This window comes from Collinsella sp. AF02-46-1 (assembly GCF_003465825.1).
GTDB lineage: Bacteria > Actinomycetota > Coriobacteriia > Coriobacteriales > Coriobacteriaceae > Collinsella.
In genome coordinates, this window is record NZ_QSBV01000005.1 from 1 (window position 1) to 26,166 (window position 26,166).

Annotated in this window: 20 protein-coding genes and 2 tRNA genes; 20 read left to right on the forward strand and 2 right to left on the reverse strand. The window is 60.8% G+C overall.

The features are described 5' to 3' along the window. Positions 1-148 precede the first annotated feature (148 nt). The 9 genes from ftsE to DWV20_RS02980 all read left to right on the forward strand — a co-directional run bounded on the left by ftsE (position 149) and on the right by DWV20_RS02980 (position 10,471). The gene (ftsE, locus tag DWV20_RS02940; protein WP_117583023.1) at positions 149-1,369 is read left to right on the forward strand and encodes a cell division ATP-binding protein FtsE; all 1,221 of its coding nucleotides are present in this window, start codon (positions 149-151) and stop codon (positions 1,367-1,369) included. Next, positions 1,356-2,276 carry a permease-like cell division protein FtsX gene (gene ftsX / locus DWV20_RS02945; protein ID WP_089572231.1) on the forward strand — a complete coding sequence of 307 codons (921 nt, stop codon included), beginning with the start codon at positions 1,356-1,358 and terminating at the stop codon, positions 2,274-2,276. Before ftsE ends, ftsX begins: the two co-directional genes overlap by 14 nt. A 135-nt stretch (positions 2,277-2,411) precedes the next feature. Beyond that, positions 2,412-4,547, forward strand: a complete 2,136-nt coding sequence (locus DWV20_RS02950; protein WP_118256344.1) for a ribonuclease R family protein — start codon at positions 2,412-2,414, stop codon at positions 4,545-4,547. 177 nt (positions 4,548-4,724) lie between these two features. After that, a complete protein-coding gene (locus DWV20_RS02955; RefSeq protein ID WP_117629497.1) occupies positions 4,725-5,330 on the forward strand; it encodes a recombinase family protein in 606 nt (201 codons plus the stop codon). Between the two features lie 245 nt (positions 5,331-5,575). Beyond that, on the forward strand, positions 5,576-6,427 hold the full coding sequence (locus DWV20_RS02960) for a MurR/RpiR family transcriptional regulator (protein ID WP_118256345.1): 852 nt from the start codon (positions 5,576-5,578) through the stop codon (positions 6,425-6,427). 10 nt (positions 6,428-6,437) lie between these two features. Next, positions 6,438-7,361, forward strand: coding sequence for an N-acetylmuramic acid 6-phosphate etherase (gene murQ / locus DWV20_RS02965; RefSeq protein WP_118256346.1), 924 nt, complete (start codon positions 6,438-6,440; stop codon positions 7,359-7,361). A gap of 57 nt (positions 7,362-7,418) precedes the next feature. Continuing rightward, a complete protein-coding gene (locus DWV20_RS02970) occupies positions 7,419-8,849 on the forward strand; it encodes a PTS transporter subunit EIIC (RefSeq protein ID WP_118256347.1) in 1,431 nt (476 codons plus the stop codon). Between the two features lie 117 nt (positions 8,850-8,966). Beyond that, on the forward strand, positions 8,967-10,019 hold the full coding sequence (locus DWV20_RS02975; RefSeq protein WP_118256348.1) for a MupG family TIM beta-alpha barrel fold protein: 1,053 nt from the start codon (positions 8,967-8,969) through the stop codon (positions 10,017-10,019). A gap of 92 nt (positions 10,020-10,111) precedes the next feature. After that, on the forward strand, positions 10,112-10,471 hold the full coding sequence (locus DWV20_RS02980; RefSeq protein ID WP_117583016.1) for an arsenate reductase family protein: 360 nt from the start codon (positions 10,112-10,114) through the stop codon (positions 10,469-10,471). Between the two features lie 72 nt (positions 10,472-10,543). Here the strand turns inward: DWV20_RS02980 and DWV20_RS02985 are convergent, their stop codons facing one another. Next, the gene (locus DWV20_RS02985; protein WP_118256349.1) at positions 10,544-10,954 is read right to left on the reverse strand and encodes a hypothetical protein; all 411 of its coding nucleotides are present in this window, start codon (positions 10,952-10,954) and stop codon (positions 10,544-10,546) included. A 266-nt stretch (positions 10,955-11,220) separates the two neighbouring features. Here DWV20_RS02985 and DWV20_RS02990 point away from each other — a divergent pair. The 6 genes from DWV20_RS02990 (at position 11,221) to DWV20_RS03015 (ending at position 13,808) form a co-directional block, all read left to right on the forward strand. Further along, a tRNA-Gln gene (locus tag DWV20_RS02990) sits at positions 11,221-11,294 on the forward strand. 17 nt (positions 11,295-11,311) lie between these two features. Further along, a tRNA-Glu gene (locus tag DWV20_RS02995) sits at positions 11,312-11,388 on the forward strand. A 97-nt stretch (positions 11,389-11,485) separates the two neighbouring features. After that, positions 11,486-12,403 carry a hypothetical protein gene (locus DWV20_RS03000; protein ID WP_118256350.1) on the forward strand — a complete coding sequence of 306 codons (918 nt, stop codon included), beginning with the start codon at positions 11,486-11,488 and terminating at the stop codon, positions 12,401-12,403. Next, positions 12,393-12,863: an SsrA-binding protein SmpB gene (gene smpB, locus DWV20_RS03005; protein ID WP_006235325.1), complete on the forward strand. Its 471-nt coding sequence runs from the start codon at positions 12,393-12,395 to the stop codon at positions 12,861-12,863. The genes DWV20_RS03000 and smpB overlap by 11 nt, the downstream gene beginning before the upstream one ends. A 208-nt stretch (positions 12,864-13,071) precedes the next feature. After that, positions 13,072-13,575 (forward strand): flavin reductase family protein, encoded by a 504-nt coding sequence (locus DWV20_RS03010; protein ID WP_055251877.1) that lies wholly within the window; start codon positions 13,072-13,074, stop codon positions 13,573-13,575. Between the two features lie 89 nt (positions 13,576-13,664). Continuing rightward, complete coding sequence (locus tag DWV20_RS03015; protein ID WP_055251878.1) at positions 13,665-13,808, forward strand: rubredoxin-like domain-containing protein; 144 nt, start codon at positions 13,665-13,667, stop codon at positions 13,806-13,808. A gap of 307 nt (positions 13,809-14,115) precedes the next feature. Here the strand turns inward: DWV20_RS03015 and DWV20_RS03020 are convergent, their stop codons facing one another. Further along, a complete protein-coding gene (locus DWV20_RS03020; RefSeq protein ID WP_118256351.1) occupies positions 14,116-15,372 on the reverse strand; it encodes an Nramp family divalent metal transporter in 1,257 nt (418 codons plus the stop codon). Between the two features lie 326 nt (positions 15,373-15,698). Here DWV20_RS03020 and gltB point away from each other — a divergent pair, with 326 nt between their 5' ends. The 5 genes from gltB (at position 15,699) to DWV20_RS03045 (ending at position 26,068) form a co-directional block, all read left to right on the forward strand. Then, positions 15,699-20,396 (forward strand): glutamate synthase large subunit, encoded by a 4,698-nt coding sequence (gltB, locus tag DWV20_RS03025; RefSeq protein WP_118236887.1) that lies wholly within the window; start codon positions 15,699-15,701, stop codon positions 20,394-20,396. Positions 20,397-20,401: 5 nt separating this feature from the next. Then, the gene (locus tag DWV20_RS03030; protein ID WP_118256352.1) at positions 20,402-21,883 is read left to right on the forward strand and encodes a glutamate synthase subunit beta; all 1,482 of its coding nucleotides are present in this window, start codon (positions 20,402-20,404) and stop codon (positions 21,881-21,883) included. A 424-nt stretch (positions 21,884-22,307) separates the two neighbouring features. After that, on the forward strand, positions 22,308-23,015 hold the full coding sequence (locus DWV20_RS03035; protein ID WP_117843055.1) for a hypothetical protein: 708 nt from the start codon (positions 22,308-22,310) through the stop codon (positions 23,013-23,015). Positions 23,016-23,212: 197 nt separating this feature from the next. Continuing rightward, entirely contained in the window at positions 23,213-24,289 is a 1,077-nt protein-coding gene (locus DWV20_RS03040; protein ID WP_147336390.1) for a hypothetical protein, read from the forward strand. 408 nt (positions 24,290-24,697) lie between these two features. After that, a complete protein-coding gene (locus DWV20_RS03045) occupies positions 24,698-26,068 on the forward strand; it encodes an amidohydrolase family protein (RefSeq protein ID WP_233508922.1) in 1,371 nt (456 codons plus the stop codon). The last annotated feature ends 98 nt before the right edge of the window (positions 26,069-26,166 follow it).

Below are 26,166 nucleotides of genomic sequence, written 5' to 3' on the forward strand. Positions count from 1 at the left end.
TGAATGTGGGAGGTGTTCGGATAAAGTCGATAATCAAGGCCGGCCGGTGAGACCCAAACCCCGCCATGCTTCTTATGTGCAGTAAAGCTAATGCTGCTAAAATACAAAGCGCTCATGTAGTTTAAACGCACGACGATAAGGAGCACCAGTGGGTAACCACTTCCGTACCTCCGGTGCGGGCGACGATGCCCCCAAGACGCAGACAGGCGTCCAGGGCAGTCGTTTCGCCACTCCGGATTCAGAGGGCCAGCCTGTTGCTCAGGCCCCCGCTCAGCCGGCAGATCAGGCACAGCCGGCATCCGATCCCTTTGCCTACAATCCCACCAGCGATGTCGCGCTTTCCGGCACGGCGGGTTTTGAGCCCGTTCAGGCCGTGACCGCTCGCGTGGAGCAGCCTCAGGCTGGCGCCGCCACGCCGCAGCCTACCATGGCCGGCATTCCCGACCCCATGGCCCCTGCGACGCCGGTTCCTCAGCCTGCGCAGTCCGGTCTCTTTGCCGCTATTCCCGATCCCACGCAGCCTGCTGCCCCGGTGGTCGAGAGCGATCAGGCCGCCGAGGTCGCAAGCCTCGATAACGCGCTCAACAACCCCGATTTTACGTCGGTGTTTGCGCCCATCGATCCGCAAGCCAGCCGCAAGAAGATGGCCAAGCAGGCCGGTGTCGAGCCCGTCATCCTTATGGAGCATGTCACCAAGATCTATCCGGCACAGCCCAACAAGCCTGCACTCGACGACATCAACATCGAGATCTATCCGGGCGAGTTCGTCTTCCTGGTCGGTCATTCCGGCTCGGGTAAGACCACGCTGCTGTCGACGCTCAACCGCGACGTCAAGCCGACGAGCGGCCGCATCTTGGTTGCCGGTCAGGACCTCATGAAGATCAAGAACCGCAAGGTTCCGTTCCTGCGCCGCCAGATTGGCGCCGTGTTCCAGGACTTTAAGCTTCTGCCGCAAAAGACCGCCTACGAAAACGTGGCGTTTGCCCTGCAGTGCATCGGCAAGCCCAAGGGCGTCATTCGCAGCCAGGTGCCGGAGGTGCTGCGTCTGGTCGGTCTGGCCGATCAGATGGACTCGCTGCCCGACCAGCTTTCCGGTGGCGAGCAGCAGCGCGTCGCCGTCGCCCGCGCTATGGTCAACCGTCCGCCGCTGCTGATCTGCGACGAGCCCACGGGTAACCTCGACCCGGCGATCTCGCTGGGCATCATGAAGCTGCTCGAGCGTATTAACCGCACCGGCACCACCGTGATCGTCGCCACGCACGACCGCGAGATGGTCGATAGCATGCACCGTCGCGTGATCGCCCTCGAGGGCGGCCACGTTATCCGCGACCAGGAGAGGGGAGGTTACGGCAACTATGGCACCAACTAACGTGGGCTACTCCTTCAAAGAGGCAATCAGTCACTTCTTCCGTAACTGGACTACCTCGCTCGGCGCCGTCATCACGATCTTCCTTTCGCTGTTTATCATCGGCCTGTTCATCATGGGCTCCGCGATGCTGAACTCCGTGATCGGCACCGTCGAGGATCAGGTTGTCATCAACGCGTTCATTAGCGATGACGCCGATCAGGCCGATGTTCAGGCTTTTGAGGCCGAGCTTAAGACGTGGAATAACGTCAAGTCCGTGACCTATAAGGACAAGGACGACGCGCTGGCCGAGTATACGAGCAAGATGTCGGGCAACGCCGACGCCACCATGAGCGCGCTCGATGGCCAGAACCCGCTGCCGGCTTCGTTTGCAATTGAGATGGACGATCCGTCCAAGGTCGAGAGCACGGCCCAGAAGCTCAAGAAGAACGCCGACTTCCAGAAGATCGCGGATGACGGCGACGTCAACGCGAGCGTGCTGTACGGCCAGGAGGAAGTGAGCCGCCTGTTCCAGGTGACCAACTACATCCGCATCGCCGCCGTGGTGCTCGTTGGCCTTTTGACCTTTATCGCATTCATCTTCATCAACAACACGATTCGCCTGTCCATCACGGCGCGTCGTCGTGAGATTGCGATTATGCGTCTGGTCGGCGCCAGCAACGGCTTCATTCGCGGCCCGTTTATCACCGAGGGCGTACTGCAGGCCATTTTGGGCTCGCTGCTTTCCATCGGCGTTCTGGAGCTGCTGCGCAATCTGATGATTCCGCGTTTGCAGGAGAGCATCGGCTGGATGTCGTTTGCCCTGCCGATGCAGTACTACCTGGTGACCTATGCTGCGCTGATTCTGGTCGGCGTGATTATCGGTCTCTTTGGTTCTGCCATCGCCATGCGCCGCTACCTGCGCGTGTAGGCATGCCTGGAATTCATCCCTTCCAACGGGTCGTCTCTTGCGGGGCGGCCCGTTTTTTGATCCCTAGGGGACGGCAGGAAAACGGATCATTTGGGTAGACTCTTTGGAGTTCGCAATCGATAGTTAGGAGGCGCCATGGGGCGCAATAACAAGCATAAGTGTGGAGCTCGCAATAAGCGCGGGCCGGTGCGCAGCGAACGCCGTCCGAGCCTGACCGGGCGCGTGCAGCTCCATGAGCATAGCGCCTACGTTGTAACCGAAAACGGCGACTACAAGGTCATGGGCCGCGGTAAGCGCGAGATCATGGATGGCGATACCGTTGCCGTGAGCATTAAGAACAGCCCGCACGGTGAGCGGCGCGCCGTGATCGAAGGCGTGGTTGAGCGCGCAGCCATAAGCGTGGTGGGTACGTACCAGACCGCTGGTCCGCTCGGTGTGATCGAGCCGCTCGATTCGCGCCTGAAGGCCGACTTCTTCATTCTGCCCGAGGATACCTCGGCGGATCGTCTGGGCGTTCACCCGGGTGATGCCGTTGTCGCGCGCATTTTGACCTACCCGACGCGCCTGGAATCGGGCACCGTGACGATCGAACGCCGCATTGGCGGAGATGACGCGCCCGATTTGGGCGTTCAATACGTGATGGCGCGTTACGGCTATACCGATAGCTATCCCGAGGCCGCGCTGGACGAGGCCGAGGGGCTTTCGCTCGATGTGTCCGCGGCGCTTAAGGACCCGCTCCGCCGCGATCTGCGCGACCGCTTTGTTATCACGATCGACCCGGTCGACGCGCGCGACTTTGACGATGCCATTTCGCTTGAGCGCACGCCCGAGGGTGGCTACAAGCTGGGTGTGCATATCGCTGACGTTTCTCACTATGTGGCTTGGGACGGGCATATCGATCTTGAGGCTCGCCATCGTACGACATCGGTGTATCTGGCCGATCGCGTGCTTCCCATGCTGCCCGAACGCCTGTCCTGTGACCTGTGTTCGCTTCGCCCTGACGAGGACCGTCTTGCGTTTACCGTTGACATTGAACTCGATGCGCAGGGTCGCGTGCGGCATTACGATCCGTACCCCAGCGTGATTCGCTCGCGTGTGCGTATGGACTATGACGGCGCCGAGGCGCTGCTGGTGCGTGCCGGCGCGGTGGAGTATGGGGTGCTGGAGGGTGCGGCCGAGGATGTTGCGGCTGCTGAGGCCTCGCGCGAGGAGGCGCTTGAGCGCGGTCTTGCGTGCGAGGAAACTGCTCGCGGCTATAACGTCGACCTCGGCGATTTTCTTGTCGCCGCCAACGAACTCGCCGAACTTCGCCGTCGTATTCGTCGTGCCCGCGGCTCAGTCGATTTTGACACGGCCGAGATTCGCGCTCTATTGGATGAGGACGGAGTACCCGTGCAGATTGTGGCGCGCGAGCGTTCGTGTGCCACGTCGCTTATCGAGGAAGCCATGCTACTCGCCAACGAGTGCGTTGCAGAGTGGCTGGCAGACCGTGATATCGAGGCCTGCTATCGCGTGCATGAGGATCCGAGCCCCGATAGCCTGCACGGTGCCGCCGTTGCGCTGGCGCAGCTGGGCATCATCGACGATCGCCGTGCTGCCGGTATCGCCCTGGGGAGTCCCGATGAGCTACAGGCTGCAGTTGATGCTGCCGCCGGTACGGCCAACGCACCGCTCGTCAACACGCTGCTTCTGCGCAGCATGCAGCGCGCACTGTACAAGCCGCGCAACGAGGGCCACTTTGCGCTCGCCGCGCCGTGCTACTGTCACTTTACGAGTCCCATCCGTCGCTACCCCGATCTGGTGGTGCACCGCGTGCTCAAACTGCAGTTGGCCTATGAGCAGCTCGGCGGCAAGGACGCCCTGGTCCGTACACCGCGGCTGATCGGCAAGGGGCGCGAGTCGCTGCCGCGCATTCTGCCGCAGATCTGCCGCGCATGCAGCGATGCCGAGCGCGCGGCAGATGCCGCTAGCCATGCGACGCAAAAGATCAAGATTGCCCAGTACTATGAGGATCGCCTGGGCGAGCGCTATGCCGGAACGGTCTCATGGGTCAGCAGCATGGGCCTCTTTGTGCGCTTGGACCTGACGCAAGTCGAAGGCTTGGTTTCGATCAAGAGTCTGGGCAACGAGTGGTTCGAGTTCGACGAGGATGCGCTTACGCTGACGGGCGCCGACACGGGGACTCGCTATGAACTGGGCCAGCGCGTGATTATCGAGGTTTCGCGCGTCAATACCACGCGTGGGCACTTGGACTTTAAGCTTATCCATTAGCCAAATCTCGACTCATGGCGGGAGAGCGGAGGGCGGTCTTTCGGGGCCGCCCTCCGCATTTGGATCATAGCTACCTTGCCGTCCGCTCGGCCGCCCGCTTACCTGCTATTCGAGAGGTAAAACCTACCAAAATAAACCTGTCCCTTTTTGGCAGGTTTACAAGAAAGCGGGGATGAGATGGCGACGGTGTATGGTTATGCGCGGGTGAGTTCGCGCGATCAGAATCTGAATCGGCAGCTGGATGCGCTGGGCGCCTATGGCGTGGGCTCGGCGAATATTTATGCCGACCATGCGAGCGGCAAGGACTTCGATCGCCCGCGCTATCGCGAGCTGCTGCACATCCTGGGAGACGGGGACGTGCTGGTGGTGCTTTCTATCGACCGGCTTGGCCGTAATTACTCCGAGATTCTTGAGGAATGGCGACGCATTACCAAGGAGCTCGGGGTTGCCATTGTGGTGTTGGACATGCCATTGCTTGACACGCGCGCCAGGGCCAGCGGCGCGCCGGATGTGACCAATACCCTGATTGCCGATATTGTGCTACAACTGCTGAGCTACGTGGCGCAGGTGGAGCGCGAGAATATTCATCGGCGCCAAGCGGAGGGGATTGCAGCGGCGCGGGCGCGAGGGGTCCGTTTCGGTCGACCTCGCAAGCCGTGCCCTCCTCAGTTTGAGCTGGTACGCGATAGCTATGAGGCAGGCGATATTACCCGCAGCCAGGCAGCAAAGTGCCTGGGCGTGTGCGTGGGGACGTTCGATCGCTGGATGCGCGAGGCGGGGTAGAGGTTTGCGGCACGTCCGATTGGCGCCCACGCGAGGCGGTATCGGTAACAGCCCTGTTACCGATAATGCGACCTCGTTGAAATATTTTGTGTCGCGCGTATTTCCGAGCGGTCGGATTTGAGGGGCGAGCGGTAGAACGCTCGCCCTTTGTGCGCCACGATGCGGCACAATGTACCGTAAAAGCTGTTTATATCCGGTACGAATCGTTCGTTGGTCTTTAATTCTTCTCAAGGGAGGTGTTTGAGATGGCAAACGGATTGCTTTTGCGGCTTCGCGAGCGTGAGCTCAGCGCGAGCCCGGCGGAACGCAATGTCATCGAATATGTAAGCGCTCATCCGCACGAGGTGGTCGGGCTGTCCGTCCGCGGTCTTGCCGATGCCACGTTCTCCTCGCCCTCGAGCATTTTGCGCTTTTGCAAGCGCTTGGGTTTTGCGGGCTACAAGGAGTTCCAGCGCGAACTGATTGCCGAGCTGGCGCTCTTGGGTGACAAGAAAGACGTTGCCCTCGAGGACATCTCCATGGATGACAGCGTCGAACGTATCGTGGGGAAGGTGATGAAAAGCAACGTGCGCACGATCGAAGCGACGGCGCGAACGCTCGATTACACCGTCTTGGAGCGATGCGCGGCCTATCTTAAGCGGGCACGCGCAGTCAATCTGTTCGGTATCGGTGCCTCTCGTTTGGTCGCGCACGATCTGGCACAAAAGCTCATGCGTGTCGACAAAGAGTGCCATCTGTACGACGACTGGCATGATCAGCTCTTGTGTGCCAAGAACATGCATGAGGGCGATATGGCAATCGCCTTTAGCTACTCGGGCTTGACGCAAGAGGTGCTGGACTGCACCGCCGAGGCCCAACGTCACAACTGTCCCGTTGTGGCCGTTACCAAAGTAGATGGATCATCCAAGCTTGCCACCGTGGCCGATGCCGTGCTCGGCGTCGCTGCGAGTGAACCCTTGGTCCGCAGCGGTGCCATGGCTTCGCGTATGGCCCAGCTTATGGTTGTCGATGCCCTGTACGCTGCTTACGTTGCCAGCGACTACGAACGGGCGACGCATGTCATTAAGCAAAACTACATCGAGAAACAGGAAAGATGAGGTGAATGAAATGCTCGATTTAACAAAATTCACGACCGAACAGCGTAATCAAAGTTCAATGGACCTCGATACGATGACATCGCTGCAAATCGTCACGACGATGAATGATGAGGATCTTCGTGCCGTCCAGTCGGTCACGAAGGTGTTGCCCCAGGTTGCCACAGCAATCGACTGGGCTGCTGAGGCACTCGAGCGCGGCGGGCGCGTCTTTTACATGGGCGCAGGCACCAGCGGTCGTCTGGGTGTACTCGACGCTTCGGAGTGTCCGCCCACGTTTGGCGTGTCACCCGATCTGATTGTCGGGCTCATTGCCGGAGGCGAGACGGCGTTTATCAAGGCTGTCGAAGGTGCCGAAGACAGCGAGGAGCTTGGCGCGAGCGACCTGCGGGAGCGTGGACTCTCGGAGAAGGATCTTGTCGTTGGCCTGGCGGCAAGCGGTCGTACTCCCTATGTGGTGGGCGGCCTTATGTACGCCAAGGCAACTGGGTGCAAGACCATTGCAATTGCCTGCAACCAAGGGTCGAAGATCGGGGAGAGCGCAGATCTTGCCATTGAGCCCGTGCCAGGTCCCGAGGTGCTGACCGGCTCAACGAGGCTCAAGGCGGGAACGGTTCAAAAGCTCATTCTCAACATGATTTCGACCGGTGCCATGGTCAAGATCGGCAAGGTATACCAAAACCTGATGGTCGATGTGCAGCAGACGAACGAGAAGTTGGTGGTGCGCGGCCAGAACATCGTGATGGAGGCGACCGGCTGCACGCGCGAGCGCGCTATTCAGGCGCTTGCAGATGCCGGCGGCCACGTAAAAACCGCTATTGTCTCGGTACTGCTGGACTGCGATGCCGAGCAGGCTGCGGTAGCTCTTGAGCGAGCGCGAGGCCATGTCCGTGCTGCGGTGAGTGGCCATGAGAAGAGCAATGCCGATGCCCAATAGGTGTGCGGCGTGAGCTGATATGACATCCAGACGAGATACCCAATACAAGGAGGAGTTATGACGAACAAAGAGCTGGCTCAAAAGCTGCTGGACCTTTTGGGCGGTAAAGACAACGTGCTCGCAAACGCGGCGTGCATGACGCGCCTGCGCGTGACCGTCAAAGACACGGGCAACGTCGACACGGAGGGCATTAAGGCACTCGACGGCGTGATGGGCCTGGTCGAGGACGACACGATGCAGATCGTGCTGGGTCCGGGCAAGGTGAATAAGGTGCTCGAGGAGTGCTCCAAGCTCACCGGCCTTGCGAAAGGCGTTGCCGACGAGAGCGTGGTTGACGCTGCGGCCACAAACAAGGCCGCGCAGAAGGCCAAATACGAGTCTAAGCCGGTTCAGGCCTTCCTCAAGAAGATTTCCAATGTCTTCGTCGCCCTGCTTCCCGGCATCATTGCGGCTGGTCTCATCAACGGTATCTGCAACGTCATTAACGTCTCGACGGCAGGCGCGCTTGCAGGCGAGTGGTGGTACCAGGGCATTCGTTCCATGGGCTGGGCCTTGTTTGCCTATCTGCCCATCTTGGTGGGCTATAACGCGGCACGTGAGTTTGGTGGCTCCGCTGCGCTGGGCGGCATCGCCGGCATGATGTGTATCGCCAACAGTGCTATGCCCCTGCTTGCGCCTGGTGCGGCTGATCCTGCCACTGCCATTCTGCTGCCGCTCACCAATGCGCAGTACAACCCCGCAGCGGGCGGCATGATCGCGGCTCTTATCGCTGGCGCATTTTTTGCCTGGATGGAGCGTCAGATTCGCAAGGTTATGCCCAACGCACTCGACACGTTCTTGTCCCCGCTGCTGGTGCTCATCATCGGCGCCTTTGCTCTGATGCTCGTCATCCAGCCGGTTGGCGCATGGCTGACGACTGCCATCTTTAGCGTTTTGACCTTTATCTTCGAGAAGCTGGGCGTCCTGGGCGGCTATATCCTGTCGGCAGGCTTCTTGCCGCTGGTTTCCGTCGGCCTGCATCAGGCGCTCACGCCGATCCACGCTATGCTCAACGATCCCGACGGCGCTACCAAGGGCATCAATTACTTGCTCCCCATCCTTATGATGGCTGGCGGCGGCCAGGTCGGTGCCGGTTTGGCGCTGTACTTTAAGACCAAGAACGCCAAGCTCAAGAAGTACGTCGCAGAGTCCATTCCCGTTGGCATCCTGGGTGTGGGCGAGCCTCTGATGTATGCCGTTACGCTGCCGCTCGTTCGTCCGTTTGTAACGGCCTGCCTGGGTGCCGGATTTGGCGGCGCGCTCGCGGCGCTGCTTCACATCGGCACGGTTTCTCAGGGCGTTTCCGGTCTGTTTGGCCTGCTGATCGTCGTTCCTGGCCAGCAGCTCGGCTACGTTGCCGCTATGCTGCTTGCCTATGCCGCCGGCTTTGTCCTGACGTGGTTCTTTGGCGTCGACGAGCAGAAGATCAATGAGTTCTTTGGCGAGTAGTTTGATATCGCGAGCCGTGTTGCTCGGGGTTCGCGGCGCGCGGCAGATTTCTTGATGCTATGGTTGTGCCGGCGGGGCTAACTGCTCCGCCGGCCTTTTTTAAAGGAGCGTTGTAGCGTGAAAACGGGTATTTCGATTTATCTTTCCAGCCCTCTGCAGGATATTGAGCGGACGATTGAGCGTGGTGCCGCGGCGGGTGCGCGCTACGCGTTCACCTCACTGCATATTCCCGAGGATGGGGGAGCGGCGTATACCGATAAGGTCCGTCATGTGCTGTCGCTGCTTTCCGCCCGCGGCATTGCGCTCATTGCCGATGTGGGGCCGCGCACGTGCGATTTGCTCGGGCTTGAGCGCATCGAGGACCTGCGCGATCTGGGGTTGGAATACCTTCGTTTGGACTATGGCTTTAGCGCCCGGCGGGTCGCGGAGCTGTCCGGTGTATTTCGCATTGTGGTCAATGCATCGACGGTGAGTTCTGATGAAATCGCATCGTGGCGTGAGGCCGGTGCCGATGTGACTCGTTTTGCCGCCTGTCACAATTTTTACCCCAAGCCTTATACCGGTTTAGCTCTGGAGGACATTGCTCGGGTGAATCTTCGTCTTGCGGCGCTTGGATTCGAAATCATGGCTTTTGTGCCGGGTGATGCCAACGTTCGCGGGCCGGTATTCGAGGGACTGCCGACGGTCGAGGCACAGCGCGGTCGCGCGTCAAAGGTTGCCCTCAACATGCTTGAGCTCGCACATGGCGCCGATTGCGACATTGTGTTGGTCGGCGACCCCGATCTTTCCGATGCGGGCTGGGCGCAGTTTGCTCAAGTTTCCGCCGGATACGTGGACCTGCAATGCGAGCTTGAGTCTGGTTATGCCTATGTACGTGGGCAGATTCATCACGACCGGCCCGACTCGAGTGTCCTCATCTTTAGGTCTCAGGAGTCACGTACGACGCATAAGCCGGATTCCGTGCCGACGGATGCCGGAGCCGGCCTGCCGCGAAAGGCGGGGTCGATCGCTGTGAGCAATAGCGGATATGGGCGCTACGAAGGCGAGCTTGAGATTGCGCGGGTCGATCTTCCCGGTGACGAGCGCATGAACGTTGCGGGCCATATCACGCCCGAGGCAATGGAGCTGCTGCCGTTCATCAAACGCGGATTCGGGGTACGGTTCGTTTAGCGTGTGACCCGTGGGCTACAATTGGCCCATCATACGAAGGCGCCTCGTGTGGCGTGTGCCTGCGTTGGCCGATCTATATTCGGAGGATTCCCATGACCGTACTGTTTGTTGAATATCCCAAGTGCTCGACCTGTAAGAAGGCCAAGGCATGGCTGGACGAACACGGGGTAGAGTATATCGACCGCGATATCGTTTTGGACAATCCCACGGCTGATGAGCTTGCGACCTGGATTGCTCGTTCGGGACTGCCGGTGCGGCGCTTCTTTAATTCGTCGGGCATGAAATATCGAGAGCTGGGCCTGAAGGCGCGTCTAGATGCGGGCATGACGGATCGGGAGTGCTACGAGCTGCTGGCGACCGACGGCATGCTGGTCAAGCGTCCGCTGTTGGTGGGCGACGACTTTGCGATTCCCGGCTTTAGGGAAGCAGCTTGGACCGAGGCGCTGCTGTAGCGGCTGCGGAAAGTGCGACCCGTTTTGAGTGCTCAGGGTGGGACGTGTTTTCCATCGGCGGGCTCGCTCGGCTCAATCCTCGAGCTGTGCCCATTCGTGCGGATCGTAGACCTTTACGTGCTTGTTGGGCTTGCCGCTCCAGTACTCCTCGTCCATAAAGGGCAGATATGCCTGAACACCGGGGCAGATAAAGGGAATCCGCTGCTGTTGCAGTCGCTCGCGCTGTCGCTGCTCCAGGTGCGCCTCGGATATGACAGTCGGCATACCGGACAGCTCGACGAGGCTTGACTGGATTCGCTTAAGGTCGGGGAGTCCCGCGTGCCATGACATCCGCATGATCAAAAAGGATGCACGGCGGTATTTTGCCTGCATCACCGTGATGGCGGGGCGCAGAGTGGGATGGATTTTGTCCCGTTCGGGCCAAAGGTCAGCAGTGATCTCGAGGCCCAGGGTCTCCCATAGGTAATCAAGCTCTTCGTCCATGGCGCCTCGATATCTACGTGATCATTGATACTTCGATTGTGTTGCCTGGTGCTATCGTTTTCGCGGTAGAATCTGCCAACGGTTGACGGCTACCGCTCGCGGCGTTTTGTCCTTCGTGTGCAGCGGTCGACTTCACAGGTCCTTCACGTGTTGGCCGTATTTGACTGAATTTCAAAAAAGTCATAATTGGGGCTTGCGTCACGGCCGAACTTCCCGTATATTTCTTTCTTGCGCAAAGGCACAGCCGAGCGCAGCGATGCAGTCATTGGGATGTCGTCTAATGGCAGGACAGCGGATTCTGGTTCCGTCAATGGGGGTTCGACTCCCTCCATCCCAGCCATTGCATTTGCTACATATGGCCCGTTCGTCTAGCGGTTTAGGACGCCGCCCTCTCAAGGCGGAGATCACCAGTTCGAATCTGGTACGGGCTACCAAAATTGAACGCCCGGGCCTCGTAAGAGACCCGGGTTTTGTGTATTGACCGATATTTAAGGCGCGCGTTGAGTCTGCCGCCCGGACCGAGGAGTTGTCATGGACCTGCCTATCAGCTTGGAAGACATCACGTATGCCGAGAACTATCTGGCGCAGGGCGACCTGGCTACGGCGACGCCGCTGCTGGAGCGTCTGGTGGAGCTTGCCGAGGAGTATATCGACGCTGAATGCAAGACGGAGGAGAAGCGCCAGTACTTTAGCTTCGACAGCAAGTTTGAGCGTCTGGCCTACCGCCGCGTGGAAAAGGATCCGCGCGAGCTGGTTCAGGTCGAGGTGCCCTTTGATCGCCTGTATTCCGACATGGCGTATGCCTACATTCGCCAGCAGGATTATGTGAGTGCTCGGAATGCCCTGATGCAGGCCGTGCGTTGGGATCCCATGAACTGCAACTATCGCTTGGACTTGGCCGAGCTGTTCCGCGCGCTCGAGGACAAGCAGGAGTGGGCATCGCTCTCGTTCTCGGTGCTGGAGCGCGCGAGCGACGGTAAGTGCGCCGCACGCGCCTACACCAACTTGGGTCAGTACTTCTTGGAGCCCGAGGCCGAGAACATTTCGGCTGCCGTGGGCTGCGCGCGTCTGGCGCTGCGCCTGGCGCCCAATGATGCGCATACGACGCGCCTGCTCAACAAGATCCATACCACCTATCCGGATGCCGCGGACGAGAGTGACGACCATGTGATGGGTGAGCTCGCCCTGCAGGGCGTGCCGACCTCGCCTTCGGCCGAGATCGCCATCTGCCTGATCATGTGCGCGACCGATGCTGCAAGCGACGGCGACAAGCAGGAGGCGACGCGCCTGACGGTCCGTGCCCGCGACCTGGTGGGCGAGGAGGCATGCGCGGCGATTATCAAGCTGGTGCGCGAGAGCGATGCCGAGCTTAATGCCGAGCGCAGGGCAAAGCGCGAGGCTGCGGGCTCAAACGCCGATGGCGCCAAGGAGGCCGGCGATGCCCAGTAAGCGCGAGCGCAAGCTCATTTCCAAGAATCGCTCGGCACATCACGAGTACTTTATCGATGAGACGTTTGAGTGCGGTATTGAGCTGAGCGGTACCGAGGTCAAGTCGATTCGCGAGCGCGCGTGCCAGATTACCGATACCTTCGCACTGATTCGTGGTGGGGAGTGCTGGCTCGTCGGCCTGCATATCCACCCTTATAGCCATGGTGGCGTGTGGAATCGCGATCCCGACCGTCGGCGCCGTCTGCTGCTGCACCGCAAGGAGATCGACTTTCTTGACGGCAAACTTCGCAACCGCGGCTATGCGCTGGTGCCGCTGGAGCTCTACTTTAATACCGACGGCCGCGTAAAGCTGCTGCTGGGCCTAGGCCGCGGCAAGAAGCTTTACGACAAGCGCGAGGATATGGCCAAGCGCGATGTCCAGCGCGAGATCGACCGCGCCCTCAAGGAGCGCAATCGCTAGGCGTTCTGTATAAGTTGCGGTGGAATACGGACTGTTTTGCCTGTTTGAGGGGCTATTCAGTCCTTATTTCACCGCAACTGCGGGGGTCTCATCTTGCTTATACTGTTTTGACACATATGTCTCAAAGGTGGTGTCCGTTGTGGGCGCCGCCTTTTTTGTGGGTACATACATCCATGAGGTTCCAACCCGCGTTAGGGGAGTGATTGTTATGGACAAAACTGCGTTCTTTACCATGCCGAGCGGTCTGTACGTGGTGAGCGCCGCGGCAGACGGGCTGCGCGCCGGCTGCGTCATCAACACTGCGGTGCAGGTGACGTCCATGCCGCCGCGCATTTCGGTTGCCGTGAACAAGGACAACGTCACCTCGGGCGTCATCGCTTCGGCCAAAGCGTTCGCGCTGACCGTGATCGATCAGACCGCCGATATGCTCTACATCGGTAACTTTGGGTTCCGCACCAGCAGCGATTATGACAAGTTTGCCAAATACGAGACCCGCGAGACGGCTCTGGGCATGCCCTATGTGCCCGAGCACGCGGCGGCCCTGTTTAGCTGCCATTTGATCGACACTGTGGATGTTGGCACGCATCTACTGTTTATCGGCGAGGTCGAGGATGCCGAGCGCTTGAGTGACGAGACGCCGCTCACCTACGATTACTACCATAAGGTCCTGAAGGGCAAGACGCCTCCGAAGGCGTCCTCGTATCAAGGCTAGAAATGTTTTAAAAATACTTGCATTATATTATTGAGAATCTATACTGATAAATGAAGTACATCACCAGTCGCGTTTGAGAGGAGAACATCATGGCTGAGGAGAAGAAGACGTATAAGTTCGTGTGCGTCGTTTGCGGTTACGAGGTTGAGGTCGATACGCCCGAGCTGCCCGAGGATTATGTGTGCCCGGTGTGTGGCGTCGGTCCCGATCAGTTTGAGCTCGTCGAGGAGTAGCTCGCAGACACACGGCGAAAGCCGAACATAGCTCTGTCCAAGGGCCTCGGTCGAATTCTCGGCCGGGGCCCTTTTCCTCCGCCCCCAAGGGATCACGGTTGCTGTTGGCCGATCCTGTCTGTTGTGAGTCCGGCCGACCTTTTGTCTCAATCTGTAACATCTAACGGTGGAAATTGGGCCCACTTGTTACATATCGAGACAAACCAAAACCGTCCGGCAGAAGATCTCAATCTGTAACATCTAGATATCAAAAGCGGGTCTAGATGTTACAGATTGAGACGTTTGCCTGGGTAGGTACCCCGTCCCATTACATCCCTGTCAACAACACGACATCGAGAATCGTCACGACGGCACCGATCCCTACGAGCAACGCGTTAAGTGGGTGCGAGTTGGCGTATTTGCCCATGACGCGGGACGAACTGGTGAGTCGTATGAGCACAAAGACCGTAATCGGCAGCTGAAGCGACAGCAGTGCCTGACTCCAGATGAGACCCTCAAAAGGATTCGGGACGATCAGGCACGCCGGCACTGCGCCGACGAAACAGACCGCCACTCCAATCGATGAGTGCCGGTCGTGGATGTCGTATTCCTCGTCGAACATGCCCGCGGTGATGGTGCCCGCCGCCATGCCCGCTGTCACGCTACTCGAGAGACCCGCGAACAGCAGCGCTACCGCAAAGATGGTCGAGCTCGCCGGGCCTAAGATGGGGGAGAGCGTGGCCGCTGCGACGGCGAGGTCGTCTACGACAATGCCGTGCGCAAAGAAGGTCGTTGCGGCCAGGATGACCATGGCCGAGTTGATTGCCCAGCCCACGCCCATCGAAAAGAGCGTGTCGAAGAGCTCGTAGCGTAGACGCTCTTCGATAACTTTCTCGCCTTGGCCTTCGAAGTGCATGGATTGGATGACCTCGGAGTGCAGGAAGAGGTTGTGGGGCATAACGACCGCGCCCAGGACACTCACGATAATCGCGGCCGAGCCGCTGGGCATACTGGGTGTGATCCAGCTTGCGGCGGCCTGCGGCCAGTCGACCTTGACCAGTGCAAGCTCGGCCAAAAACGAGAGTCCTACCACGCCTACGAAGGCGATAATCCATCGCTCGGCGCGCTTGTAGGAGCTCGTCATGAGCATCGCCATCGATACTGCCGCCACGATGACGCAGCCCGCGCGCACGGGCAGCCCAAAGAGCATCTGGAGCGCGATCGCACCGCCCAGGACTTCGGCCATGGCGGTGGCGATGGTCGCGAGATAGGCACTGGCGAGTACCGTGCGCCCAACGAAGTGGGGGAGGTAACGTGTCGTGGCCTCGGCAAGACAGGCGCCCGTGGCGATACCCAGGTGTGCCGCGTTGTGCTGCAGCACAATGAGCATAATCGTGGACAGCGTGACGATCCACAGCAGCGCGTAGCCAAACTGCGAGCCCGCGGCCATATTGGAGGCCCAGTTGCCCGGATCGATAAAGCCGACGGTCACGAGCAGCCCAGGGCCGATATGCCGCGCAATGTCTAGGCCTCCGTGACCACCAGTGCGTCGGGAGCCAAAATGATGTTTGAGATGGTTGATCATGGTGCGCTCCTGCGTGCCGTTTGCTTGACGCCGCAAAGGATACCCGTTTTAGGCTAAAAAGTTAACCAAGACTAACAAAATATTGGTCCAGCGGGGATTGGTTGGTGCATTGGGGACATGCTGTTCTGCTCCAAAAGGTGTACGTCAGCCTCCAAAGATGTCGTTTTTTGACATGTTTGGAGGCTGATGTACGCGTTTGATGGCAAGACGTAGATGTCCCGCGTGCGTTACGCGATTGTTTCGAAACGGGTGGGAAACACAGCGGACCGGCGATGCTCCTAGTATGCCTATTCAACTGACTGTCATATTTCTAGGGGAGGATCGCGATGCAGGCAGATTCCGCTCAACAGCAGGGCCTTTATCGCCCCGAATTCGACCACGATGCATGTGGCATCGGCGCACTTGCCGATATCAACGGTGAGCGCCATCACCAGATTCTGGACGACGCGCTGTCCATTCTGGTCAACTTGGAGCACCGCGGCGGCACGGGACTCGAGAAGAACACCGGCGACGGTGCCGGTATCCTGTTCCAGGTTCCGCATCACTTTTTTCGCAAAGAGGCTCAAAAGTGCGGCCAGATTCTGCCGGCAGAGGGCGACTATGGCGTGGCCATGCTGTTCTTTCCGCAGGACGACAAGGGCGTAGAGGATGCCCGTCGCGTGTTTGAGGAGGGCTGCGCCGAGGCCGGCGTGCCGCTGCTCTTTTGGCGCGAGGTGCCCGTCGACCCGCACGACCTGGGCGAGACGGCACGCGCCTGCATGCCCACCATTCTGCAAGCCTTTCTGGGCCGCCCCGACGATACGCCGGCGGGTGACGCCTTCGAGCGCCGCCTGTACGTGTGCCGTCGCACTATCGAGAAGAAGGCCGACGCCGAGTTTGCCCTGCGCGACAAGATCTTCTACGTCTGCTCCATGAGCTCGCGCACTATCGTGTACAAGGGCATGCTCGTCGCCACGCAGATGCGCCGCTTCTTCATCGATCTCAACGACGCCGCTGTCAAGACGGCCGTTGCGCTCGTCCACTCGCGCTACTCCACCAACACCACGCCCAGCTGGGAGCGTGCGCACCCCAACCGTTTTATCATCCACAACGGCGAGATCAACACCCTCAAGGGCAACGTCAACTGGATTCGCGCCCGCGAGCCCAACCTGTACAGCCCCGTGCTGCAGCACGATCTTGAGCGCGTGATGCCCATCATCAACCGCGAGGGTTCCGACTCGGCGATTTTGGACAACGTGCTTGAGTTTTTGGTTATGAACGGTCGCCCGCTTACGCGCGCTGCGTCCATGCTGCTACCTGAGCCGTGGGACCACAACGACAGTCTGAGCGAGGAGCGCCGCGCCTACGACGCCTACCAGTCCATGCTCATGGAGCCCTGGGACGGCCCGGCGGCCATCGCCTTTACCGACGGTCGCACGCTGGGCGCCGCCCTCGACCGCAACGGCTTGCGCCCCGCCCGCTACTACGTGACGCGCGATGGCCGCTTTATGCTGGCAAGCGAAGTGGGCACCATCGAGGTGCGCCCCGAGAACATCCTGACGAGCGGCTGCCTGGGACCGGGCCAGATGCTCGAGGTCGATTTTGCCCGCGGCCGCGTCATCTACAACGACGAGCTGCGCGCCCGCTATGCCAAGGAGAAGCCCTACCACGACTGGATTGCCGAGGAGACGCTGGCCGTCGACGCGCTCGATGAGTCCGCCGCGCCCGCGCCCGCCGAGGACGCCGAGGTGCCCGCCGCCGTGCGTATGGCCAAGCTCGGCTACCACTGGGATGACGTCGACGAGGTCGTGCGTCCTATGGCCCAGCAGGGCAAGGCCCCACTCGCCTCGATGGGCATCGACGCACCGCTGGCCTGCCTGTCCAAGAAGACGCGCTCGTTCTTTGACTACTTCTATCAGCTGTTCGCTCAGGTCACGAATCCTCCGATCGATGCCCTGCGTGAGCATATGGTAACTTCGACCACGCTCTACCTGGGCAACCACGGCAACCTGCTTGAGGATTCCCGTACGGCCTGCCAGCTGGTGCGCCTGGAGCGTCCGCTGCTGAGCGAGGAGGAGTTTGACCGCATCTGCGCCATCGACCGCGTGGGCTTTAAGACCCGCCGCTTCCGTGCCGTCTACCGCCGCGATGCCGGCGAGGGCGCGCTGCAGGCTGGGCTCAAGCAGCTTGCCGAGGACGTCGAGGCTGCGGTCCGCGATGGCGTGAACATCGTGGTGCTGAGCGACCGTGCTGCGGCGGGCGAGGTCCCTGTGCCGTCACTGCTCGCCGTGGGATGCGTGCACAACCACCTGATCCGCGCCGGCGTGCGTACTTTTGCCGACATCGTGGTGGAGTGTGGCGACGCCGTGTCCCCGCACGACTTTGCGGCGCTGGTGGGCTACTCCGCGAGCGGCATCTATCCGTACAACGCACATGCGTGCATCCGCGATCTGGCGGCACGCGGCGACCTGGACGTGACGGCCGAGCAGGGCATCGCCAACTACAACAAGGCTGCGACCGCCGGCATCGTCTCCATCATGTCCAAGATGGGCATCTCCACAGTGCAGAGCTACCATTCGGCGCAGATCTTCGAGGCCGTGGGCTTTACGCCGGAGTTCGTCAACGCGTACTTCGCCGGCACGGTGAGCCGTGTGGGTGGTATGGGTGTCGAGGACGTTGAGCGCGAGCAAAACGAGCGCTACGACGCCGCGCTCGCCATCCTTAAGAGCCCGGCTCCCGATCAGCTGCCTACGCTGGGTCTGACCAAGTGGCGCCCGCTCGGCGGCGAGGAACACCTCATCGACCCCCAGACCGTCTACCTGCTGCAGACCGCCTGCCGTGAGGACAGCTACGACACCTTTAAGGAGTACAGCGCCCGTCTGCACCGTACCGGCCGTGCCGTGCGCCTGCGCGACTTGCTCGACTTTGATGCCAGCGGCCGCACCCCGGTGGCACTCGACGAGGTCGAGCCCGCGCTCAACATCGTCCGCCGCTTTAACACCGGCGCCATGTCGTACGGCTCCATCAGCAAAGAGGCGCACGAGTGCATGGCTATCGCTATGAACCGTCTGCATGGCCGTTCCAACTCAGGCGAGGGCGGCGAGGACCCGCGTCGCGAGACCCCGCTGGCCAACGGCGACTCCAAGAACTCCGCGATCAAGCAGGTGGCAAGTGCGCGCTTTGGCGTGACGAGCCGCTATCTGTGCAGCGCCTTTGAGATTCAGATTAAGATGGCCCAGGGCGCCAAGCCCGGCGAGGGCGGCCACCTGCCCGGCAAGAAGGTCTACCCTTGGATTGCCGAGGTCCGTCAGTCCACTCCCGGCATCGGCCTGATCTCGCCTCCGCCGCACCACGACATCTACTCCATCGAGGACCTGGCAGAGCTGATCTTTGACCTTAAGAACGCCAACCCCGGCGCGCGCGTGTCGGTCAAGCTGGTCAGTGAGGCGGGCGTCGGCACCATCGCCACCGGCGTGGCCAAGGGTGCTGCCGACAAGATCTTGATCAGCGGCCACAACGGCGGCTCGGGTGCCGCTGCGCGCGACTCTATCTGGCACGCCGGTCTGCCGCTGGAGCTCGGTCTTGCCGAGGCTCAACAGACGCTGCTGCAAAACGGCCTGCGCTCGCGCGTGGTGCTCGAGGCCGACGGCAAGCTCATGGACGGCACCGATGTCGCCGTCGCCTGCTTGCTGGGCGCCGAGGAGTTTGGCTTTGCGACCATGCCGCTCATCTCCATGGGTTGCCTCATGCAGCGTGACTGTCAGCAGGATACCTGCCCGGCCGGCATCGCCACGCAAAACTGCCGCCTGCGTCACGGCTTCCGCGGTAAGCCCGAGCACGTTGAGCACTTTATGCTCTTTGTGGCCGAGCAGCTGCGCGAGGTTATGGCGAGCCTGGGTTTCCGCACCGTCGACGAGATGGTCGGCCACCCCGAGTGCTTGCGCCAGATCGAGGTCCCGGGCAACCGCAAGGCCAACCTGCTCGATCTGTCGCCCGTGCTGGCGAGCGCGACCTGCGAGTTTGGTGCCCATATCCCGGGTGCCGACGGTCGTCACTTCCTGCCGCAGATGGCTGCCGACAGCGAGCTCGACAAGACGCTCGACTCCACGTTGTTCGTGCCCTATACGGCCGATGCCCGTGCGCACCTGCGTCCGATTCGTTTCCGCGCCGATATCGCCAACGTCAACCGCTGCGTGGGCACCATCCTGGGCAACGCGGTGACCAAGGCTCATCCCGAGGGCCTGCCCGCCGGCTCCATCACCATCGATTGCGATGGTTCGGCCGGTCAGAGCTTTGGCGCCTTCCTGCCGCGCGGCATTACGCTCAACGTGTGCGGTGACGCCAACGACTACTTTGGCAAGGGCCTTTCGGGCGGCGAGGTGTCTGTGCGCCCCAACCCGCATGCGACCTACAAGTTCGACGAGAACATCATTGTGGGCAACGTTGCGTTCTTTGGCGCTACGAGCGGCCGCGGCTTCATTAACGGTCTGGCGGGCCAGCGCTTTGGCGTACGCAACTCCGGTGCCACCGTGGTGGTCGAGGGCTGCGGCAACCATGGCTGCGAGTACATGACGGGCGGTCTGGCGCTCATCCTGGGTGAGGTCGGGCAGAACTTCGCCGCCGGTATGACGGGTGGCGTGGCCTATGTCTTTGACCAATACGGCACGCTCGACGCCCGCGTGAACCACGAGAGCGTCGAGCTTAAGGCCCCGACGGCCGTCGAGCTGGCGCAGATTCGCGAGCTCATCCAGGAGCACGTGGACGCGACACAGAGTCCACGCGGCATTAAGCTGCTCTACAGCTTTGAGACGATGAGTAAGCACTTTGTGAAGGTCATTCCGACCGAGTATGAGCGCGTGCTGGCGATTGTCGCCGCCGCCGAGGCCGTCGGCAAGACGCATGCGCAGGCCGAGGAGCTGGCGTTTGACATTGTGACCGGTCGCGCGAGCGCCGCGGATGTCGCTCGCTTCGATGTGGCGGGTGGTGTCGCTGGTGCTGTGCCCGCCGCCGCCAGCTCTGTTGCTTCGACCAAGAAGGAGGCGTAAGTGCCATGGGTAAGCCCGGTGCTTTTCTTGATATCGATCGCGTGACCCACGAGCTTCGCCCCGTGGAGGAGCGCAGTCATGATTTTGATCCCCTGTATGTGGAGCTCGATGACGACGCACGTCGCGCCCAGGCGAGCCGCTGCATGATGTGCGGCGTGGCGTTTTGCCAGATGGGCGCGAGCTTTGGCAAGGCGCGCCCGAGCGGCTGCCCGCTGCACAACTTGATTCCCGAGTGGAACGAGCTGGTGTACCGCGGCCGCTGGGATGAGGCTGCCGAGCGCCTGTCGCTCACCTCGCCCATGCCCGAGTTCACGAGCCGCGTGTGCCCGGCACTGTGCGAGGCCGCGTGCAACCTGGGTTCGGTCGACGGCCAGCCCACGACGATCCATGACAACGAGCGTGCGATCAGCGACCATGAGTGGGCAAACGGTGGCCCGCGCCGCTTTGAGCCGGCGGGGGAGGGCGCACCCACGGTTGCCGTGGTGGGTTCCGGTCCTGCTGGTCTGGTGGCTGCATGGGAGCTTGCGCGTCGCGGCGCCCGCGTGACGGTGTTTGAGCGCGACGACCGCCCCGGCGGCCTGCTCATGTACGGCATTCCCAACATGAAGCTCGAGAAGTCCGTGGTCGAGCGTCGCGTGGCGCTCATGCGCGAGCTGGGCATTGTGTTCGAGCTGAGTGCCGACGTGAGCGATCCCAAGGTTACCGCCAGGCTCGACGACTTTGACGCCGTCGTGGTGGCTGCCGGCGCCCGTGCTCCGCGTGGACTGGCTGCTGAGAATATTGACGCGCCCGGCGTGGTGTACGCGGTGGACTACCTGACGGCTTCGACCGTCTCGGTGCTCGATGGCGGCGAGCCTGCCATCGATGCACGCGGCCTGGACGTTGCGGTCATTGGCGGTGGCGATACCGGCAACGACTGCGTGGGTACCGCCGTGCGTCAGGGCGCGCGCAGCGTGCGCCAGTTTGAGTTCTTGCCGGCTGCGACCGATAAGCGCGCGGCGAGCAACCCCTGGCCGCAGTGGCCCAACGTTAAGAAGACCGACTACGGCCAGCAAGAGGTTATCGCTGCGATGGGTGGCGAGATGCGTGCCTGGGGCGTGGATACCCTCGAGGTGCTGCTGGACAAGAAGGGTGCGGCTGCGGGCCTGCGCGTGGTCGATCTGGACTGGTCGGCGGGAAAGCCCGAGTGCATCGTGGGCTCTGAGCACGAGGTGCCGGCCCAGCTGGTGCTCATTGCCTGCGGCTTTACGGGCCCGGAGCACAGCGTGTTCGACGCTGCCGGCGTGCCTGTTGCCGCCGCTGGCCGTCCGCTGCCGGTGATGGCTGCCGAGGGCTCGCATCTTGCGGCGCGTGTCGACGGCGTCGCCGCGGATGCCGCGCCGGTGTATGTTGCCGGCGACGCTCGCAACGGCAGCTCGCTCGTGGTGAACGCTATGGCCGACGCCCTGGCCTGCGCTGCTGAAGTCGCCGATGCGCTGGAGCTGTAAAGTAGTCACGGAGATATTCAACAATCGAATCGGCAAGGGCTGTCCCCAACTGCCGGCACAAAAGGAACGTCCCTAAGTGCCGGCAGTTAGGGACGTTCCTTTTCTGTCGGCATTCGGGGACACTCCTTGCGGATTTGCGAGCAGTTTGCTCGTTTGTCGACGTACGGGCGTTCATTTGTCGACTTCTTGGGCTGTGGTCACCTGTTGTTTAAGTGGTGGCTGCGGGCATCTGGCTCAAAAGGGCGGGTTGGCCGTCGATGTTTACCTGCGGTTTTGTTGCGGCGCGCATTTTCGGTCAAGCTTTTCGTCAAGTGTTTGGTCAGCATCTGGTTTGCAGCCGGAGGCCTATTTTGCCCGCGCTGGTCGTGGCTGCCCACCCTCCTTGTAAGCTCAAATTGAGGTCCATCAGTTTGAGGAGGATGCCATGACTGACCACGCTTTTGACCGAGCAGAGCTGGCTGAAGCCGTCGGCAACGATATTGCCGACATGGCTCACTTTTGGATGCTGCGGAAGTTTCAATTCCTGGAGCCGGCGCGCGAACAGTTCGAGATCATTGTCGACCCGTGGCTCAGCTATTGCACCGAGCCTTCGCAAAACGAAATCATGGCCTACAACATGGCGTTTACCGATTGGCTGCTGTTTGAGCGCCCCTATCGCCATGGCAAAACGCTGCTCGAGCTATATGTTGACGAGCCGCCGGCATCGCTTTCGCCTGCCTCGCTCAAGCGGCTCGAGCAGGTACGCGACACGCAGTATTTCTCGCGCTTTGGCATTTTGGACAAGGATCCTGCGTCCGGCATGGTCGTGCTGAAGGACACGCGCACCGATCATCGCTTTGATGTCTACGATCCGCATATCGTGCAGAAGGAGCACTGGAGTGACGGCGCGATTGCGGTGCGCCTCGCCTGCGTCGATGATGTCTGGCTTACGGCGGGACAGCTCTACCTGTATGACATCGCGCGGCTGAGCGATACGGCGGTCGATGGGCCGGGTGCGGTGCATCCGGAGGACCTGCAGGACGGCTTTGACACCTCGTGCATCAGCTTCTTCTTGCGTCTGGTCCGCGACATCATGGGCGTCCAGGGGCGGTACGTAAAGTCGCTCAACATCTACGAGCAGGAGTGGGAGTAGGGGATGGGTGGTTGTCGCCTGCCTTGCCTTTTGCCTTTTTGTCTCGATCTGTAACGTTTGGGGACAAAAAACCAGCCTATCTGTTACAGATCGAGACGAACGCTTGGGCACCGCTGGTTTGTCTAAATCTGTAACGTTTAGGGGCCTGAAGAACGGTTTACTGTTACAGATCAAGACATTTGTCGGCGGAGGCAACGGTGACGATGGTTCATTTGTCCGATGTGGTGGTGATGGAAGTGTCTAATACCGTTTTCAAGCACAAGCATACGACTCGCAACACGTTGGCGCGGAATAGGATGCTCGCGCGACTCACGGAGGCGACCGAGCAAGGTGCGCTGCTCGCAACGCATGACAATGCCGAGCTCATGTGGCTACGGCGTCATGTGGGAACCGATGATATTGCGGAGCCCGAGCCGTATTTGTTCTGCTTTCAACATGATTGGGGTGTACTGACGCCGGCGGAGCGAGCGCTGCGTACCATCAAAGGGCTTGCAGAGTTTCATCCCGATTGGGCGTTTTGGGGCTATGACGCGGCGCTTTTGTGGGGTCTGGAGGTGCCGAATGATCTGCTTGGGCCACGATATCTTGTTAAGACAGGTTGCTCGGTGCCGCTGAGTGCAGGATGTCGGCTGTTGCGTCCGCAGGCGGCGGGCGCACTTGAACAAGTCGACGGCGTGCAGGCGACGTCGTTTTGGCGCACGGTGGAGGATTGCTTGCTGCGTGCGCCGTTCTCCTACGGGTTGGCGATTGCCGATTCTGCATTGAGGGCAAGGGGCGTATCGCGCGATGACCTGTGCGAGTGTCTCCGCGCCGATTGCGAGGGCAGGCGAGGGTATCGCAGGGCACAGGTGATTGCGTCGTATGCGGACGGGCTGTCTGAAAACGGCGGCGAGTCTCGGTTCCGAGCATTCTTTATTGCGTACGGCTTTCCGGTTCCGGAGCTGCAGGTGGAGTTTCGCGACCCGCTCGATCCGAGCCAGGTGTTTCGCGTCGACTATTTTTGGCGGCTCGAGGACGGGACATGTGTCATCGGCGAGCTCGACGGAAAGGGGAAGTACACCTTGCAGAGCGGCGGGGGTCGGGAGTCGGTTGACCCATTCGTGGCAGAGCGTCAGCGGGAATCTCATCTGACAATGCTCGGGCATAAGGTGCTTCGGTTTACGTTTGATGAACTCAAAGACCCGGGGAAGCTGGCTGAAAAGATGAGGCTGGCGGGTATTTCGCAGCGGGCCGATTTGGCTGAGGGATGGAAGCGTCAGTGGTATGGGTGCTAAGGGGTGCAACTGACGCGAATGTGGTTGTTTCTGCCGAGTTTGTCTCGATCTGTAACAACAAGGGGCCGTTTGGCCTCGTAGCTGTTACAGATCGAGACAGAAGGTTGGCGCCTGGTGAAAGTTCTCAATCTGTAACATCTAACGGCCAAAATTCGACCCAACTGTTACAGATCGAGACAAAGGTTGGACGCGGTGCCGAAAGATCTCGATCTGTAACATCTGGCTGCTAAAACCCGGTCTACCTGTTATAGATCGAGAGATTTCCCTAGTGCCGCTGGGATGGGATTGCAACGTATTCCGTCCCCCACATCCTCTCTTCCTTCCGTTAACCGATGCGTCTGCAGCAATCCAGCGGGACTAGGTGATAATGGACAAATGTTCAAGTTAATCGTGAGGGAGGAGCTCGATATGGCGTCTGCCGATCGTTCCACGTTGTTTATCAATGCGACCATTCTGGATGGTTCGGAACATATGGAGCCGCAACCCGATATGGCCGTGACTGTTGAGCGCGGCGTCATCACCTGGATGGGGCCGAGTGCTGTGGCGCAGGCGCCTGCAGGTGCCGAGGTTATCGACCTGGGTGGTGCGTATCTCATGCCCGGTCTCATCAATATGCATGCGCATCTGTGCGGCTCGGGCAAGCCTGTCTCGGCCGGCGATGCGGGCGCACTTATGAAGAAGCTCGATAATCCCGTGGGCCGCGCCATCGTCCGCCACATCCTCAAAGGCAGCGCCCAGCAGCAGTTGGCAAGCGGCGTGACCACGGTGCGCGGTGCGGGTGACCCGCTGTTTGCCGATATTGCCGTGCGCAACGCTATCGACGCCGGCAAGTATCAGGGTCCGCGTCTGGTGGCGCCGGGAACGGGTGTCACGGTGCCGGGCGGTCACGGTGCGGGGCTGTTCGCGCAGGTCGCCGATACCCCCGATGAGGCGGCCGAACAAGTGCGTGACTTGCATGCGCGCGGTGCCGACGTCATCAAGCTGTTCGTGACGGGCGGCGTGTTCGACGCGACCGAAGTAGGTGAGCCGGGCGTGCTGCGCATGCCGGTCGAGGTTGCCGCGGCGGCGTGCAAGGCTGCGCACGAGGTGGGCCTGCCGGTTATGGCTCATGTCGAGAGCACCGAGGGCGTGAAGGCCGCGCTTGAGGCCGGCGTCGATACGATCGAGCACGGTGCCCCGATGACTCCCGAGATCTTGGAACTGTACCGCGGCGCCGCGGGCACGCAGCTTGAGGGGCGTGCGCCCAGCGTTACCTGCACTATCAGCCCCGCGCTGCCGTTTGTGCTGCTCGATCCGGAGAAGACCCATTCGACCGACACGCAAAAGAAGAACGGCGACATTGTGTGTTCGGGCATCATCGAGAGCGCCCGTGCCGCACTGGAAGCTGGCGTTAAGGTGGGCCTGGGCACGGACTCAAGCTGCCCGTTCGTGACGCAGTACGACATGTGGCGCGAGGTGGCCTATTTTGCCAAGTACGTGGGCGTGAGCAACGCCTTTGCGCTGCATACGGCTACGCAAGTCAATGCCGAGCTGCTGGGGCTGGGCGGCGAGACCGGCACGATCGAGTGCGGCAAGGCTGCCGATATCCTGGTGACGCGCAAGAACCCGCTCGATGACCTGTGCGCGCTGCGTGAGCCGATGCATGTGATGTGTCGCGGTGATCTGGTGCGCAAGCTCAAGGTGAAGTGCATCCCTGAGGTGGATGCCGAGCTCGACGCGATTATGGCCATGCCGGCCGAGGCGCTGGCCGAGGAGCTCGCCCGCGACGGTGTGGCGTAGATGTGACAAAGGGGCAGCTCCGTTGCCGCATGCAAAAAGCCGAGGTCTCAACACGAGGCCTCGGCTTTTTTATCGAACAAATACTTAAGATTTGGGAC